Source organism: Paenisporosarcina sp., assembly GCF_057785155.1.
Window position 1 is genome coordinate 1 of sequence record NZ_JBYNRN010000038.1, and the last position, 16,691, is coordinate 16,691.

20 protein-coding genes are annotated in these 16,691 nt (G+C 36.2%); 6 read left to right on the plus strand and 14 right to left on the minus strand.

Annotation, left to right across the window (positions count from 1 at the left end):
- From AC3EA5_RS13880 to mobQ, 8 genes are all read right to left on the minus strand, one after another.
- On the minus strand, nucleotides 1-428 hold a 428-nt coding region (locus AC3EA5_RS13880; RefSeq protein ID WP_488608879.1), incomplete at its 3' end, for a hypothetical protein.
- The gene (locus AC3EA5_RS13885) at nucleotides 421-948 is read right to left on the minus strand and encodes a sigma-70 family RNA polymerase sigma factor (RefSeq protein WP_488608880.1); all 528 of its coding nucleotides are present in this window, start codon (nucleotides 946-948) and stop codon (nucleotides 421-423) included. The genes AC3EA5_RS13880 and AC3EA5_RS13885, both read right to left, overlap by 8 nt.
- Nucleotides 949-1,515: 567 nt before the next feature.
- A complete protein-coding gene (locus AC3EA5_RS13890; RefSeq protein ID WP_488608881.1) occupies nucleotides 1,516-1,659 on the minus strand; it encodes a hypothetical protein in 144 nt (47 codons plus the stop codon).
- Between the two features lie 5 nt (nucleotides 1,660-1,664).
- The gene (locus AC3EA5_RS13895; protein ID WP_488608882.1) at nucleotides 1,665-1,964 is read right to left on the minus strand and encodes a hypothetical protein; all 300 of its coding nucleotides are present in this window, start codon (nucleotides 1,962-1,964) and stop codon (nucleotides 1,665-1,667) included.
- A gap of 249 nt (nucleotides 1,965-2,213) precedes the next feature.
- Nucleotides 2,214-3,815 carry an ArdC-like ssDNA-binding domain-containing protein gene (locus tag AC3EA5_RS13900; protein ID WP_488608883.1) on the minus strand — a complete coding sequence of 534 codons (1,602 nt, stop codon included), beginning with the start codon at nucleotides 3,813-3,815 and terminating at the stop codon, nucleotides 2,214-2,216.
- Entirely contained in the window at nucleotides 3,805-4,029 is a 225-nt protein-coding gene (locus AC3EA5_RS13905; protein ID WP_394189523.1) for a hypothetical protein, read from the minus strand. The genes AC3EA5_RS13900 and AC3EA5_RS13905 overlap by 11 nt, the downstream gene beginning before the upstream one ends.
- 49 nt (nucleotides 4,030-4,078) lie before the next feature.
- Nucleotides 4,079-6,064, minus strand: a complete 1,986-nt coding sequence (locus AC3EA5_RS13910) for a VirD4-like conjugal transfer protein, CD1115 family (RefSeq protein ID WP_488608884.1) — start codon at nucleotides 6,062-6,064, stop codon at nucleotides 4,079-4,081.
- A gap of 15 nt (nucleotides 6,065-6,079) precedes the next feature.
- The gene (gene mobQ, locus AC3EA5_RS13915; protein ID WP_488608885.1) at nucleotides 6,080-8,140 is read right to left on the minus strand and encodes a MobQ family relaxase; all 2,061 of its coding nucleotides are present in this window, start codon (nucleotides 8,138-8,140) and stop codon (nucleotides 6,080-6,082) included.
- Between the two features lie 220 nt (nucleotides 8,141-8,360).
- Here mobQ and AC3EA5_RS13920 point away from each other — a divergent pair, with 220 nt between their 5' ends.
- From AC3EA5_RS13920 to AC3EA5_RS13930, 3 genes are all read left to right on the plus strand, one after another.
- A complete protein-coding gene (locus AC3EA5_RS13920; RefSeq protein WP_488608886.1) occupies nucleotides 8,361-8,591 on the plus strand; it encodes a hypothetical protein in 231 nt (76 codons plus the stop codon).
- A complete protein-coding gene (locus AC3EA5_RS13925) occupies nucleotides 8,581-8,838 on the plus strand; it encodes a hypothetical protein (protein ID WP_488608887.1) in 258 nt (85 codons plus the stop codon). The genes AC3EA5_RS13920 and AC3EA5_RS13925 overlap by 11 nt, the downstream gene beginning before the upstream one ends.
- 233 nt (nucleotides 8,839-9,071) lie before the next feature.
- Nucleotides 9,072-9,323: a DUF6199 family natural product biosynthesis protein gene (locus AC3EA5_RS13930; protein ID WP_488608888.1), complete on the plus strand. Its 252-nt coding sequence runs from the start codon at nucleotides 9,072-9,074 to the stop codon at nucleotides 9,321-9,323.
- A gap of 64 nt (nucleotides 9,324-9,387) precedes the next feature.
- Here the strand turns inward: AC3EA5_RS13930 and AC3EA5_RS13935 are convergent, their stop codons facing one another.
- The 3 genes from AC3EA5_RS13935 to AC3EA5_RS13945 are packed head-to-tail and all read right to left on the minus strand — an operon-like array spanning nucleotide 9,388 to nucleotide 10,328.
- A complete protein-coding gene (locus AC3EA5_RS13935; RefSeq protein WP_488608889.1) occupies nucleotides 9,388-9,624 on the minus strand; it encodes a hypothetical protein in 237 nt (78 codons plus the stop codon).
- A gap of 13 nt (nucleotides 9,625-9,637) precedes the next feature.
- Nucleotides 9,638-9,802 carry a YvrJ family protein gene (locus tag AC3EA5_RS13940; protein ID WP_488608890.1) on the minus strand — a complete coding sequence of 55 codons (165 nt, stop codon included), beginning with the start codon at nucleotides 9,800-9,802 and terminating at the stop codon, nucleotides 9,638-9,640.
- Entirely contained in the window at nucleotides 9,792-10,328 is a 537-nt protein-coding gene (locus AC3EA5_RS13945; RefSeq protein ID WP_488608891.1) for a sigma-70 family RNA polymerase sigma factor, read from the minus strand. The genes AC3EA5_RS13940 and AC3EA5_RS13945 overlap by 11 nt, the downstream gene beginning before the upstream one ends.
- A 168-nt stretch (nucleotides 10,329-10,496) precedes the next feature.
- Here AC3EA5_RS13945 and AC3EA5_RS13950 point away from each other — a divergent pair, with 168 nt between their 5' ends.
- Nucleotides 10,497-10,940 (plus strand): hypothetical protein, encoded by a 444-nt coding sequence (locus tag AC3EA5_RS13950; RefSeq protein ID WP_488608892.1) that lies wholly within the window; start codon nucleotides 10,497-10,499, stop codon nucleotides 10,938-10,940.
- 84 nt (nucleotides 10,941-11,024) lie between these two features.
- Here the strand turns inward: AC3EA5_RS13950 and AC3EA5_RS13955 are convergent, their stop codons facing one another.
- Entirely contained in the window at nucleotides 11,025-11,483 is a 459-nt protein-coding gene (locus AC3EA5_RS13955) for a hypothetical protein (RefSeq protein ID WP_488608893.1), read from the minus strand.
- Between the two features lie 742 nt (nucleotides 11,484-12,225).
- Between AC3EA5_RS13955 and AC3EA5_RS13960 the strand changes: the two genes are divergently transcribed.
- Nucleotides 12,226-12,864, plus strand: a complete 639-nt coding sequence (locus AC3EA5_RS13960; RefSeq protein ID WP_488608894.1) for a hypothetical protein — start codon at nucleotides 12,226-12,228, stop codon at nucleotides 12,862-12,864.
- Nucleotides 12,865-12,918: 54 nt separating this feature from the next.
- On the opposite strand, the gene AC3EA5_RS13965 is transcribed toward AC3EA5_RS13960, so the two are convergent.
- Nucleotides 12,919-13,374, minus strand: coding sequence for a hypothetical protein (locus AC3EA5_RS13965; protein WP_488608895.1), 456 nt, complete (start codon nucleotides 13,372-13,374; stop codon nucleotides 12,919-12,921).
- Entirely contained in the window at nucleotides 13,371-14,174 is an 804-nt protein-coding gene (locus AC3EA5_RS13970) for an AAA family ATPase (protein ID WP_488608896.1), read from the minus strand. Before AC3EA5_RS13970 ends, AC3EA5_RS13965 begins: the two co-directional genes overlap by 4 nt.
- 946 nt (nucleotides 14,175-15,120) lie before the next feature.
- Between AC3EA5_RS13970 and AC3EA5_RS13975 the strand changes: the two genes are divergently transcribed.
- Entirely contained in the window at nucleotides 15,121-16,632 is a 1,512-nt protein-coding gene (locus AC3EA5_RS13975; protein ID WP_488608897.1) for a primase C-terminal domain-containing protein, read from the plus strand.
- Nucleotides 16,633-16,691: the final 59 nt, after the last annotated feature.

The following is a 16,691-nucleotide window of genomic DNA, read 5'->3' on the forward strand; positions in this document are numbered from 1 at the left end:
TACTCTTTCACATCAGTGTAATATTGTTCTGTACCCTTAATATTTATCTTAATAATTTTATCCGGGGGATCTAAAAAAACATTCTCAATACGATATCCTTTTTTTATCAACTTTTCATGAATAGCCACGACTATGGAGGTAATTGAATGCTTGGGTTCGAAAATCAAATTCAAGAAAGGTGCTTTTGCAAGGGCGTTGTTCATTGCTGGAGAAACAAAAGCCGAACCTAATAGCAAAATAAATAATAAGATTGCGACACCAATATAGTTTTTTCTATTTTTCCTTAAACTAATATTTACGATTTTCTTGCGATTAAGCTCCTGTACCACTTTTTCTGTATATGCTTTCTCGGCACCCATTCGAACTCTATCGTGTAACTCCTTTGGAATTTCTATTTTCCTTATCTCTTCTCTTATATTATTATCCATACATATCCGACCTCCGTACTTTTTTGCGTAACTTTTCTAAGGCTCTGTATAAATCAGATTTTACAGTCCCCAAAGGAGAGCCCATGATCTCTGCTATTTCTCTAAAATTATAACCGTGATAAAATTTTAGAAGCACAATTGTTTTTTCTTTTTCGTTCAGTGACCCAATTAAGTCATTTAGGGTTACTGACAGAGGAATATCATTATTTATAAAAGCAACATCCTCAATATTTTTCACGTCAAACTTAATGACTTTATTTTTCTTTTCTAACAAGTCAATTGCACAATTTATGGCAATTTTCATTAACCAAGTTTTGAAAAATTGTGGTTCTTTTAAACCATGTAAGTTTTTAAAGGATTTGTACGCTGTTTCTTGAACTATATCCAATGCATCTTCTTTGTTTTTTGTATACACAAAAGCCATTCGGTATAAATCTTCTTCAAATTTTCGGAAAATTTTTAAAAATATTTGTTTATCTCCATTTTGAGCTTCACGAACCATTCCAATGATTTTTTTCATCCTCTCTTTTTTGTCTTATACTCATTAGACCCCTGTATTATGTAATTAGCCTAAAAATTAAATTTTTTGGTTGGATTAGAGAACTGGTTTGACCTAAATAAGTGTCTTACTATCTTCGCAGCTGCGCTCGTGATGAACAAAAGGTATTTAGGTTTCCCAGTAATCGTGAGCTGTTGGCTCTCATTTTATTTAAATCCTTCTTCAAATTATTCAAGAAGTTTCTGCTCCATAACAATGGCGAAACACTGACCATTGAAATGTTCATGCAAAAAAATAGAGCGTAAGAAAAGCCACTACCGGTCATGGTATGGCTTTTTATTGCTTAAGTTTGGATGTACTGTGAATTAAGAATTTGCAGCCTTTTCTCGAAGCATTGTGGGCAGCAATTTGAATCTTAATTTTGTGCATCAAACATGCTTTAAATTTGAAATTTTTTCGCCCCTGCGGGTCTAATGCAGTGCATTATTCACGACTAGAAGTCGCCCAAAACCATACCAAAAATTTTAGGCTGTGTAGATGGGCACTCTCTCTGATTCGGATATTGCTAATCACTAAAAAAGTCCTCCCTTATTTCGTGGAGGACTTTTCTTCTTTCAGTTTTTCATATGCTTGAATCAAACTTTCTAAATCTGAACGTCTCACTGTAATCATCAATTGTTCATTACTTATTTCGCTTAAATCTTCTTTTAAACTTTTAAGGTAATTTTCCAATGTGTCTATTCTCCTTTCATCAATTCTTCAATTTCTTCCGGAGACTTCCCAAAACTTGCGAGCAACTTTCGTTTTTGCTTTTTCGCTTCCTCACTCAATTGGGATCTTTCGTGCGACTCTGTCCGTACAGTTCTTCGTTTACTCGATTTTAAATCAGCAAAAGTAATAGGAAAGCCATTTTGATGTATTTCCCAAGCAGTCTTTATTTTCGATTTGATAAAACCGAACGGATTATTTACAGTTTCTTCTTGGTTTACATAACGAATGAGCAGACTGATACATTTGAGTAAAAAAAGTTTGGTCAAGGTTAAAGTCTCTTGCCAAATCGTTCAATCGTTCTCTTACATCTTCATTAACATCATTCTTGTTTGGCTTTTCATGTGATATCGGTAGCTTAATTTCCATTTTTTGATTCGGATAAACTCAAATTAATGTTTTACTTATTACATAATCTTTCCAGATATAATATCATATTTCAATAATTAATTTCAGTAAATAATTTCAGTAAATAAATATAAGAGAAAGTGGGTTTATTCCCACTTTCTCCTATTGTTTCATTTCTCTAATTCGTGTTGTTTTTCTTTGGTAGCCACTGCTTCTTTTAATTCTTTGGTGTGACTGTGGTGAGGATTTAAGGATTCAATGTTTTTCTCCAATGCTTCACTGGACTGCAACAATGGGTTTTTCATTAAATGCCATCCTACCGTAACATTTTGTCGGTGCTCAGCTTTAAAGTTCTTCGCTTTAATGTACTTGCCGACACGTTCAAGTAAAAGCTTTTCATTTTTGGTCTGTAAATGATTGGTTTCTTTCACGGAAGTGACAGATAGAAATCGTTCGGTATTTAAGGACTGGGCGATCGCTGTCTTCTGAATGAACTTTTGTCCTTCAATTTTCTTCGCAAAAGTTCGTTCAGTCGTTGTGCCCCCTTCTAGTGTTACCGCATATTTACCATCATCGATTTTGGTTACCTTCATGAAGTCTTCTACTTTTTTAAACTCTTTTGTAATTTCATTCTTGTTTTCCAATACGTTGATGACATGATAACGGTTTTCCAAGTCACTTAACGGCACTAAGCGATTAGTATTAGTACGCAGGATAAGTTGGTTGTCGCGTGTATTTTCTTCCACTTTCGCAAATAAGACCAATCCGTTCTTTGGATCTACCAATTGCATGGTTGGAAAATCGTTTAAATCAATTTGAAGTTTTTCCTCTAATTCAGATTTCACTTTGGAAGGATCGATGGATTGATAAAACTCATTGATTTTTTCACTTTGCAGAGAATTAATTTGTTCAATCATATGACTGGATACTTGCTGCACTTCTTGAATCGCTTGTTTGGCGACATTCAAGTCCTGAGCCCAGGTCGCAATGTAGCCGGTCGAAGTCAGGTTGGTATCTAGCCCATAATATTTCGACACAATGTAGGCTGCGGATTCTGCCTGTGCTTCCTTATGACCACGGGGATATTGATGCATCTCATTTTCTTTGTTGTGAAGTAGCCCGTGTGCATATTCATGAATGACGACTCTGAATTTAGCATCTGTTGTATTGGAAACTGCTGTATTGATAACAATCTCGTCGGTCGTACGATTATAAAAACCACCATAGGCTTCATGCTCGTGGTGAGCTTCTTGAATGGATAACGGATTCTTCTCGTCTGTGTTTACGTTCTGTACAAAACGGTCATACAACTCACTCAAGGAGTCTTCCGACTGCAAATCATTCTGGACGAAATCTCGAACATTGGGAAGGTCACGGCCACTTGTCTGAGAGACATCAAACACCTTGCCAAATACATAGCCACTAATCGATTCTTTTACATTCACTTGTGGATCGCCGTTCTCATCCTCAAGGACACGACCGGTTTCCTTGTCTACAGTCTGCTCTACTTCTTTTTGAAAGGTAGGTACAAGGATTTCAATACTCTTTTCGCCTTTAAGGACGTGGCGTCCGAGCGCTTGCCATTGTTTGAAACCGCGAATCATGGTCGCATCCGGATATTGAGAAGCAATCAGTAACGCGTTATGGAAAGAATAATTGTGTCCTGAAGCCATAACATTCAACAAGTCCTGGAATCGGTCATTTTTGAATAAATCTTCTAAGCTCGTCTCTAACCGTTTGGATACTTCAGTTAAATCTACTTTACTCGACATATTCAATCACGTCCTTTCGTACATACCAAGCCTCATATAAAGGCTCTAACCTGCCTTCAATACGAATGGGTGTGTAACAAGTCACCGTGTAATCTGCGATGTTTTCCTCTAAATCGAGAACACCATCATATGTAAGTGCCTCAAAGGGCACAGGGTCATAAAAACTTAAGATCCGTTTGTCCGTTGCGAGAATTTCACTAATGGTCAAATACATCCAGTTCACTCCTTTTGGTGTGTGGGTTTATATAGTCATCCATCTAGAATTAGAAGAAGTTTTGAATGGTCACTTCTTTCTCTTTTAATCGCTTTTGAATGTCCTCTTTTTCAGAATCATCCTCTTCTTCGGTAAGCGACTCATGTAGTTCCGGCTCGGACTCATCAAAATCTAAGTCCAGATGTTCCGATTGATTCCATTCTTCCTCGAGTACTCGTGTGGTTATGCCCGCACTGACAGAAGTAGGAGGTGCAGCTTGTGGCGCCTCTTCTTCTGTTGCAGCGACTTGTGTTTCTACGACTCGATTCGGTTCCTCTACTTGATGGACGTGATGGAATTGTTCGAGATAGTTTCCAAATACTTCGGATTGCCAAGCCTTTTCAAGTTTCATTGGGAACATGCCACTGACAAATAAGTAGCTGGTATCCTTAGGAATATTGGATAGGTCCCCTTCGGGGATCAAGGGTTTCTTCACATATTGTTCGGACTGACTGGAACTAGCACTCGATTTGCCACTCATGAAGCCGCCACTTTGACTGGTGGAACCGGTTTGAACTTTTGCTGTCGTTTCGCCAGCGAGTTGAGAGAAATACTTGATGGTCTCCATATCCTTACTGCGTAAATATAAGAGCGTGTCATGATTGGACAAAATAGAACGAGCCATTTCTTTGCCATACATCGCTTCAATCTGCCCGTTATCCTGAACAATCGTATTCATAGATAACCCTAACCCTCGACAAGTGGCTAAAACGCGACCGTATTTCTCAATTTTTCCGATGTTCGCAAACTCATCTAATAAGAAAATGGTTGGGATTTTCAACTTCCCGCGATTTTCATCGGCCATTTTATAAAATTGGGAGATCAATTGGTCGAAAAAGACAGATGTTAGGGCCATGAATGGATTGTCGTCCATGGGTAATTTCACATATAGCACACTTTTTTGTTCTTGGAATGTACGGAAGTTAAAATCACTTGTACTTGTCATCTTGCTGATCTTATTTAGCGTAAAAATGCTCACTTGGGATGCGAATGAAGAGGTAACACTCGCTCGTGTATTGCCACCAAGTGTCGTCAACCCTTTTAATAGTTGATACGCTGGATGATTTTGACCTAAATCATCTTCTACCCAATCACGGAATTCATCTTCATCAGGTGCCACTTTTTCATTAAACGTCGCAATGACGTCTTTCATACTGGCATTTTGTTTTTCTGTTTTGCAGTAAACAATCAATCCAGCTAACATTTTCTGCGCACGTTCCATGAAAAAGTCTTCTTTTCCATCTTTCGTGGAGTTTTTAGCTATGGTTAGAGAGACACTTTGCGCATCCTGATCGTCAAGAACGTAATCTAGTAAATTGTATCGGTCTTCATTAAAGTTAATGAAATCAACTTGATAGACTTGATACCCTTGCTCACGCTTAATTTGGGCTGTTTCATGAAAAAGTTCGCCTTTAGGATCCGTGACGATAATCGATTCTTCTCGATTGTTTAACAAGTTCGGCAATACATAGGATTGTCCTTTCCCACTCCCACTGGATCCGACCACATACACGTTTCGGTTGTCGATGGACGTTTCTCGAGGGATGATGAGCACTTGTTTTTTATCCGGAACCTTCCCTACAATCAAGCCGTTTTCAAGCGACTCAAACGTTTTAGTGGGATTCGTTTTGTGATACTTGTTGCGTTTAGCTAACTGTTTTCCATTCATGACTTCCTGTGGTAACGTAAAGCGTGCCGATCCATGGACACCGTAATCATGTGCATCTTCATAGGTTTTTTCAATCAAGTTCATCTTGGAAATAAACCAAAAGAAGAAGATGCCCATTAATAGAAGAATTAATAGTTTGGTTTGATTGTCGGCATCATTCAGGACGTAATCAAGGGTACCAGATACATCGAGTAGCCGATGGTTGAGCTCGCCTTTTAACTTCAATAACGTAAACAATCCAGATAACACATACCCAATCAGAAGAGTTAATAGGAATGTCATCGCTATTCGTACTCCGGCACCTTTTCGGAATTTTCGTTTCGCCATTTTTCCTCCACCCTTCTATAAGTCGACTTCTAAATCTAATTGCTGACGGATGCGTTGATTCTTCGTTTTTCTCTTAAGTTTAGATGACAGCTGTGTACTTTGTTTAGCACCGTGAGAAAAGCTGGATTGATGGATCAATTGTTCAAGTAATTCGCTGGATGCTCGTCCTCCCATAAAGTGAGAGATGTCTCGCTGCGCGGTTGATAAGCGATTGAAAAATGGATGAGCTTGCGTTTTTTCATAAGCTTGCTGCTTGGCAGTTCGTTCAGTTTCCTGAGTTGCAGCGAATTGTACGCAGGATTTTAAACTTGGCATGAACCCATCCTTTAACTCATCTTTGTAATAGCGCAAAATGTCAGCTTTTACTTGAAGAGGCAACGCATCGATCTGTTTAAGAGTGCTTTCTTTTTCGTCTGCAAACGTTTGACGAAGAAGTAGCCCTAGTTGTTCGTTAACCAACTCAGCTTTGCGACTACTTTGGATGAGAAGTTGTTGCATCGTATTCAGCTTAATAGAAAGAGAATAGACTTTCTCAGGTTCCCCGCGCATTTTAAGAAGCGCATCCTTTTCTTTACCCAATTTATTACGAGTTAACGATTGAATCCGGACAGTATTGCTTAACATATCGCTTTTTTCGATTAGTTGCTCCATTTCAGCAATCGCTAATACTTCTGACACGTCTTCAGAAGTTGGAACTTGATCTAATCGATTTTGTTTAAGTGCTTCAAGAATGTCAGATTTAGCGAGAAGGACACGATCGTTCCATGTAAACTCTTCTGAAACATCTGAGTATATTTGATTGAATGCGCGATGTGTAATCAGTGAACAGACGTTGTAAACTCGTTCCGTATGTTCCAGTAACATGTCTTGCGTTTGGGCTTCTTTTTCTCGCAGCCTATCTTGTTCTTCGTATGCTTCAAGTCGAGGCACAAATTGTTCATAGAAGCGATCCAATGAAAAACCTTGGGACTGCAGGAGTGCTTGGTTTTGTGTATGATACGCCTTGTTGACAGCGTCAAGCAAGCCATGCGTAACAGTCATTTCTGTTTCTTTCGGTTCGAGTGTGCGCTCTCTCCAACGATACAATCCGTCTAAGTGCTGACGAACATTTTTGAATTGCACATCTTGTTTTAAACGGCCTTGTAAAAAATGAATACTCTTTTGGTATTCAGGTTCGAGTTGGCTCATCACGAGACTCGTTTCCTGGTGAAGAAGTTTCTCAATCGATGGAGTTGATTGATGCGCAACGAGCGAAACGATTTTGGATTCCAGACGCGCAATTTCTTGATTGGTTTGGCGAATTTCTTGATTGAGTTGATGATAAAAAGTGGATGCTTCTTTTCCTTGCGTTGCCAATCGTTTAACGAAATGATATTCGTTACGTTCCAAACGAACTTCGGCGATTTTTTCCAATCCTTGTTCCTCAAAAGAGAGCGCTGAGACTCTTTCGTTAATCCCGTTTTCTAAGAAAGAGTCGTTGATGGCTTCTGCATAAGCAAGTCTCCACTTCACCAATGTTTCTCGTTCATTCCAATCCGTTGACGATTCCGTTTGAAATATTTTCTTTCCATCATTTGTTCGTTTGATCTCTCCGTCTTCATCTCGTTCATACACTCTTCTTTTCTTATCTCCCCATGTCCCGTCTTCTTTAAAAGGACGAACCGTCAGTAAAATATGTGCGTGAGGATTGTGTTCTTTATCTCGATGAATGGCGACATCCGCCACCATTCCTTCATCGACAAAGTGCGTTTGAACAAATGTTTTGACGAGATTCTTTTGTTGATCGTGATTGAGTTCGAGTGGCAAAGCAATAAGAATCTCACGAGCTAATTGCGCATTCCATGCTTTTTCTTTTGTCTCAACTTCATTCCATAACTTTTCACGATCAAGCGTCCATTCAGGGGCGTGATTAGGTTTTAAGATGAATACTTCAGGGGCTACCCCACGAGTTCGAAAGCTTTTGGTTTCTTCATCGCGTTCAGAATACAAAGGCATTCCACTTCGGTAGCTGGCACTTGCTACTACGGATTGTGTTTTTTTGCTAATCACGTTCGCTCGCAGCATGTAATAACTCATCTTAATTCCCTCCCCTCTTTTTCATTTATCTTTTTCATATCCGAAGGCGACAAACTTTTTGACCGAAGGCAAAACCCAGGGCACCACTTTAGTGGTGTATAAATGGGCACTCGTCTTTCAGTCCTCGGATTTATTGTACCATAATTTTTCCTTTTTTATAGATTATTTTTATATATATGTTAATATTTTTATATATAAATAAAAAAGGAGTGAAAGAACAATGGCGAATAACTTTGAAAAGATTTTAACGATCGAACAGCAAATTGAGAAATTAAAGGAAAAACAAAAACGATTAGAGGAACAAATGCAGCTGAATATTGGACGTGAATTATTAAAGGTGTGGAATGTGGATTCAGAGGAAGAAGCTTTGAAATGGATTCAAGAGCTGGCTGTTCAAGTGAATGGGGAGAATGAAACGCGTGAAAATGAAATGATGCGCCATGAAGGATAATCGGCTGCAACAAGTGAATGAATTACAAGAAAAAGTGAAGGCGCTGCAACAAAAGAAGAAACGGTTGGAAAATGAAGCCCTGCGTAAAATCAATTGGGAAAAGAGAAAAGCCCGGACCAAACGGTTAATTGAAACCGGTGCCCTGGCAGAGAAGTATTTTGATCTCGGAGACGATTCGATGGAACAAAGGGAAAAAGTCTTTCAGACATTTTCTGAATTTGTGAAGAAAAATAAGATGAAGAGCTAAAAAGTAAAAATAATGTGATGGCAAGAATGAATGGACGTTTTATTGAAAGTGAAGAGTTCCGATTGCATCAATCCACATCAGTATCCAGTGGAGAACCACTTGCCTATAATGAAGTAACTAGAAAAAGTAAATCATCCCATAGATATTGCTATTTTTGAAAAATGAACAATAAAAAGTGAATCTTAATTTTAGATAAAACGTACATGTATTTATAAGTTAGGAGGAGTGTTTCATTGTTATTCATATGTATAGTACTATCAATTCCGGTATATGGATATTGTATTTGGAGTCTTTATAAACCAGTGGAAAGTTATTTATTTTTGGATCGTTGGAGGTACAAAGAGACTCCTGAATTATCAGAGATACAAATTAAACTGATTAGAATTGGGAGTATAGTAGCTATGATTATTATGACATTTTCTTTGATAGCACTTGCTATTGTTACATTTACCCCTTCAACTCCTTTACCAAATATTAACGTTTAAATAGACACATTAGTTAGTTCGAGGGGTTCTTTCTTTTGGTACAAGAGATTTACTTTTTTATAGTTCAAAATAAGACTAACTCACCTTCTGTATCACTATCAAGTAGCTCAAAAAATGTAGGCAGTCTATTAAATTGCTTTTTGCTTAGGACGTTTAGTACCAGTAAATTTAATTCCTGTTCTAAATCTGCTCGTTCACTGAAGTTAGTTTGATATAGTGCAGCTTTGATTTTTGGTCGTAACATAACTATAACTTCTTCGTTTAATGCTTGATCATTTCTAGTTCTTAAGTGTTGTTTCATATTTAATCTCCTCCTATTCTTTCTGCTGATTTTTCGCTATAGCAAACGATAACTTTTGAATATTTTCCTCCAGCGAGTCTATTTTTTTTTCGAAACGATGCAGTAAATAGACTGTTATTGCAATAGGAAAACCAATATTACTTACAAGTTGTATAATAATTTGATATTCATCGATCATTAATATCCCCCCTTATCTTTTTAATAGCATAGTTTTTTTGTTTATTAATTGCTTGTTTTGAAACACGAAGTAATTCAGCTATTTCTTGGTCTGAGTAAATTTCTACAAAAGATAAATAAAGAATCTGCTTTTGTCTTGTAGTTAATTTAGCTACTGCTTCCGAAATGACTTGATTGTTGAAGTAGGATTCTATATTTTGATAACCTCTAATCATATCTTCATCAAAATTTTCATGGTAACTCTCACTCTGTAAAGTGTTCAATATGGTTTCTCCATCACCAATAACTGGTTTATCCAGTATTAATTGATTTTGTTCGTACAACTTTCGTTGTTTTTTATCAAAATTTCTTGCAGCGAAGTGTATTGTTTTTGATAAGTATTGTAATAATCTTATTTTTAAAAAATACAGTTTAAAAGCCTTTTCTAACTTTATCTTATTTTCCTCAGTTGGAGATTTTTGAAAATCATTATATAAAATTTTGTACTCAGTTTTTGACAGAAAAGTTACTAATATTGGATTTTTCATTTTTTTACCCCACTTTTTAGAACGTGTGTTCTATTTTATCACAAAAAAATATGCCCTTTCAAATCAGTGTTTAGAATCGTACTAAAATTTTTACAATGTATTATACAAAGGATGAATATAGCGTGGATTGACAACCTTTCATTAATAAATATACGAGGAGTATAACTAATGATTAAATTTAAAATTATTATGATTCTGTCTCTTGTTATAGTTTTAGTTGGATTTTTTGTTTTCTCTATGGTTGAAGAATCTAGTACAAAACCATTAGACGAGATTTTAATTGAAAAAGGCAAATTTGATAAAATCACTTCAATGGTTGTAATTGATCATGAAAAGTCGATTAATCGCGAATTTTATGAAGAGAATCTGGATTTATATAGAGTTGAGGAAATTCTACAATTAGCTGAGTTAAAGAGAGAATGGACATTTTCAAACTCGCCAATAGACTATACGCTTGGAGTTAATGCGACTTTTGGTATGAATTTTTTAATGCATATTTCGAAAGACGGTATAGTTAAAATAGATAATGTAGACAAAGAATTTAGATTTACTAATGAAGAATTGCTTAAAGAATTAATAAAAATCATTAATAAATCACCCGAAAATACTTAAATCTTTTGAGAATTAAAAAATGGTACCGAAAAACTGCACCATATTGTTGATTTCTAACAATTTAGGTGCAGTTTAAATCTAGTATTATTGAGTAATCCAGTTCCCATTTGTTAGCTTAATTCGATGAATAATTCCATATCCAGAAACAATAGTTGTTAAATTACCTGTATTTCTATCTCTGAATTCTAAATAAGGAAGTTCAACATCAATTTGTGCATAACCCGAGTTACTAACCATCATACTGAATAAATCCACGATTTGGTTATTCCCATATTCAGCTGTATCAGCAACTGTTTCTTTATATGATAACGTAGCCCAGGAAAAAGCTCCTTCTGCAACAGTGACGATTATTCCAGCAGTCGTAGTTTTAAATACAAATCCTAAAGCAGTTGCACCAAGACCGATGATGTTTGCTTGGAAAGTTGCTTTAGAAATTTCACCCTTCCAATACCTTTGAAAGCTATTTTGTGCGATTACCATTTTATCTAAATCTGATTTCGTTAAAATAATTCTTCGCGTATATTCCTGTGTAGTGAATGACATGAGCTTTCCCCCAATTTCAATTTATATTTGTTAGTTAGTTCCTAACACTTTATAAAGGGGGATTTTCATGTAAACTGACAACCTGAATTATATAAAATTCTTTAAAAAAGGAATAAAAAATGGCATTGTCGGTGTGTACCAAAAGAGAATATGATAATTGGTGGGGCGTCTCATCGGCCACCAGACCATTTTGCCGGAGCGATTTGTGGAGACGGCTGAAAATGAATGGTCAACGATTCATCCAGTGAATTAATGAAAGCCGGCATTGGATTCTTCTTTTCAATTTTGACAGTTAATTAGCTACAGTATTTGATACCTTACCCCTACCCTTCTAATTTAACAACAAGTAAATCTGTGACACTAAGAAACTGTCACAGATTTATGGGTCAATGTTTATTCATGTTGCAGTATATAAGATGGGGCTAGCTATCTAGTTTCTTAAATTCCCTGATTATAAATCGAATTAATATTCCATTTATAGAAAATCTTATTAATCACTTGTTATTTTTAGGTTTTTTCTTTTGTAGTGGAAGATGATATTTGTTGGCGTTGTCAATTGCTTTCTTTGCCCAATCTGCAGCTTTCTTTTTTTGATCCATAGTAACACTCCTATACTTATTCTTTGATACTGGTAGTCTCTCCAATTTCAAAAGATTTATACATATCTCCATTCCCTTTTTCATAAGTTGAAAAATAAGTCTATGACACTAAGAAACTGTCACAGGCATAAGGAGGGAATTTTATGGTGCAAGTTGGTCAGGAAGTAGGGAAGAGAAAGACACGCAGCGATAAAAAGCGAGAAGTGCAACCTACAATTACAATTCAATTAAAAGAAGCGATTTCTCGGTTATCATATATTTCAAATACACCAGTTAAAACTGTGGCTGAACAAATTTGCATAAAAGGTATTGTAACTCCGAAAGTGCTGGAGCATCTTGCTCTTAACTTTAGACGAGACTTAAAGCTTGGAACTACTTTCTTTTTAGGCGATTTGAATAGAGTATCCGTTCAAAAACGTTCGGCCTCTGCTCAAAATGAAAGAATTGGAATACGATTTAAGCAACATGATTATGAGAATCTGACCACATTGGCTTATGCTTTAGATGTAACACCCTCTCGAGCAACGGCACTGTTACTTGATGCGAGCATAAGAAATTCAGATTTTATAAATGAATTCTTTCATAATTACTTAACTACCCAACTAGATGGGAATCGAATGAAAGAGTTGAAGAAAGTAATGCGCTACATAAATGCCAATAATCCATATGAAGAAGAAATTTCATGGGGAGTTATGCTTTCCGTAATTCATGATGAAATGAAAGCTGGAGCTAAGAGCGTACCTGAAGCAATAAGTGACTTTATCAATTATTGGCGAAAATAAAAAATCCGTACTTGATTCAATTGTTGAATCGAGTACGGATTTTTTATGTTTTTTTCACTCTTCAGTATCATGTAAGAAATCGGTCATAAATTCGAACTGTCTTTGTTGACGGTCAGTTAATTCGGTTTCTACATAATAATTTACTAATTGAGAGATAATTGCATAGGTTTTATTTTCATCCATAAATTTCCCCAAAACACCTATTTGAATATGAAGGTCATGTGGGACTTTAATAGATTTTACATTATTGTTTTTTCCAACAACGGAAACTCTCTTTTGCGGAATTACTTTCTTTTTCTCCAATTCAATTGAGGGAGATTTTTTCTCAGATGCAACTTGGGATTTTTCTTTCTCTTTGTTGGAAACTTGAACAATTTTATCCTCATTTGATTCATTAGACGAAAACTTAAAATCATCTTTTCCTGTCACAAGAACAGGTTTTGGACGGCTCAAGGTATTGGGTTTTTGCTTTTTCTGAATGAGTGGTCCTCTTTTTATTTGTTCATTCATGTGCTCACCGCCTCGAAGTGTGCCAATTTCTCTTCAATTTCATCTACGACATCAATAAAAATTTGATGTGCTTTTTTATCATGATGATCTTCATTCTTAATCCCGGTAATGTCCCATGCCTTCAAACGTTCGAGATGTTTAATGACATTCTTAAATACATTATCCTCACCAAAAAGCTCAGTTGCTCTTTCGACTGTAATCTGGTCAACCCTTCCCCCTGCTCGCAATAATACAGGGAGTACACCTAAAACCTGGATATCCGCATCATATTCATCAGTCATGAATTGAAGATATGAAACATACGTTTCTGCACCTTCCAGGGACAATTCCTGAGCTTGTAAAATAATTAAAACGTAGTCTGCTGCCATCATGGCATTATCCGAATAATCACTGATTGTTGGTGGAACATCGATAAAAATGTAGTCGTAATCGTCTTTTAATGGTTCAAGTAATTTTTTTAAATACGATATTTGGTCTAGGTCATTTTTGAATTCTGAATATAAAAATTTAGAGAAATTTTTGAAAGAGACTGCTGCAGGAATCATGTCTAAGTTTTCTGTTACATTCATGACGACGCTCCGGAGGTCTCCACTCTTAAATCCATCAAAGATGGTTTTATCGATGGTCTCAATACCTGTAGATCGAGCAATCATTGTACTTGCATTTCCTTGGGGATCCATGTCAATCAATAATACTTTCTTATTATATACAGTTGAATATTCCCAACTAGTCATTACAGACACTTTAGTTTTTCCTACTCCACCTTTAAAATTTCCTACTACAATGGTTTTTGCGCTCATTCCATTCCCTCCTTCTAAAGTTTACCAAAAAACAAACTTCTACCTAACAAACTTCTACTTCTGTATATGTCTGATAATAACACAAGTGGAACTTTGTTAGGTAGAAAAATGAAATGTAATATAAATGTAATATTTACTCTTTTATTTCAGCAAAAGTAGAAAAGTAGAAATATCTACTTTTGCGAGAAACAAAATCATTCTAACATAGGTGGAAAAGTAGAAATATCCACTTTTGTATATTTAGTCTTTATACTCACACAAGTGGAAAAGTGTAAATATCTACTTTTGTTAGATATATAGATATCTCCACATAAGTGGAAAAGTAGAAATATCTACCTTTGCGAAAAACAAAATCAATATAACACAAGTAGAAAAGTAGAAATATCTACTTATGCGATAATTATTTCTAAATTAACACAAGTAGAAATATCTACTTGTGTGGGAAATATGTTTTAAAAATGATTTAATCAATCGTTGATAGATCAATAGATTAATCGATTTGAAAATAACCAATAAATAAAATCGTCTTCACACAAGTGGAAAAGTAGAAATATCTACTTTTGTTAAATACAGATTCATTTCAACACAAGTAGAAAAGTAGAAATATCTACCTTTGCGAGAAACAATTTCAATTTAACATAAGTAGAAAGGTGGAAATATCTACTTATGTTAGATACGAGAACATATCGACAAAGGTAGAAAAGTAGAAATATCTACTTATGCGAGGAATGGCTTCATTTTAACTAAAGTAGAAAAGTAGAAATATCTACTTATGCGAGACAGTAATTCATTCTCGCATAAGTAGAAAAGTAGAAATATCCACTTAAAAGATTGAAGAAACCTTGATATGACGCTATTTACAGAGATTTATACTTGCTTTAAGTTGTGTAATAGAAGCTTGCGAGTATAAGAGTTCTATAGATTACAATGTCAGGGGGGAAGTGAAATGCAACATATTCAACACATTTTCGATACGGTTCTGCATGAAGGAATCTTTACTTTTAAAAAAGCCAAATCTAGAGCCACCCTTCCCCAACTCAGCGAAGCTAGCAAAATTGATACTTATCATAAAAAGGGTGCATTGTTCGTCACGCGTTTGAAGGAGAATCTATCTAATCCACTAGGAGTGAAGGGTTATATAATTTCTTCTAAAGAAACCCTTATAGAGGATTACCAGAACCTATCTCACTGGACTCCAAATGTTTTTAACTATGGTACTTACACCAACCAAAGTCGAAAGTACATCAAAGGGCATGTAGAAACCAACTTACAACAAATCAATACATTTGTTGTCGATATAGATTCCAAAAAACAATCCTATACGGAAATATTGACGGCTGCACTCGATCACAGTGTCGGTGCCCCAACCTTAATCTTGGAAACCCCGAAAGGATTTCAGGTTTATTTTGTGTTGGACAAGCCTTTGTTCATTTCAAATAAACATGATTTTCGTGGTCTGAAAGTGGCCAAACGGATTTCAGAAAATATGAAACGTAACTTAGCGAAGGTTTTACAGGGAGTGGATCTCTCGTGTAACGACTTTGGCTTTTTCCGTATGCCTAAAGAAGAAAACATTCGTTGGTTTTCAAAAGAAATGACGTTTGATTTTGGCCATTTAATTGAATGGTCTAGAAGAGAAGATGACAATCACGGACGCGGCTTATTTGTGGTCCATGAAAACCAATCAGCTCACGATGTTACACAAGAAGCCTGGTTCCAGGAATTACTGCATGCCAAACATGTAAAAGGGCAACAAGGGCAAATCGGTCGCGATAACTTGTTGTTTACGTTGGCTCTTGCTTGTTACAGTGCTAGAAAAGAAGAGGACGAAACATTTAATTTGCTAGATGAAGCGAATTCTTCCCTACAAACTCCTCTGAAGCATTCGGAAGTACGAAAAATTATGAAAAGTGCATATCGAGGCCGTTTCAAAGGGGCTCATTCCTCCTATATTCAACAACTGCTAGAAGAGTGGGGGAGTGGGAAAGAGATTGTTATTCCATCCAACCCGAAGGGATGGTACAAATTTAAGAAGGCTCGGAAAGATCGATCTCGAAGTCATTACGAAGAGTGGGAAAGCGATATTTTAACGTTTATCAGTAATCATGCGAATGTCGATCAACCTATCAAGTGGGGAACGCAAAAAGAAATCTGCGAAGAAATTGGCATCGCGCGCAGTACGTTCCATGAAGTCGTGAAACAATCGACAAAAATCATGATGAAAATAGAAGGAAAAGGCTGCAAAGCAAAAACGGGTTTAACGTCGGTTGCTGTGCTTCTTCAGTGTGCGCTTTCATTCAACCAAGCCCATCGGGCAACTTACTACAAAGCTGTCCAACGAATGGTAAGCGAAAAAGAAAATCTAAAAGCGATTCAATCACTGTATGATACAGTAAAAACTATTCAAGAGGCTGTCATACCAAGGGTTCCGGACTTATTTACGATTAATTCATCCTAATTGTCCAGTCTGCCATTACATATCTGTATACGTATCTTGTTTCGGTTTTTGCATCCTTT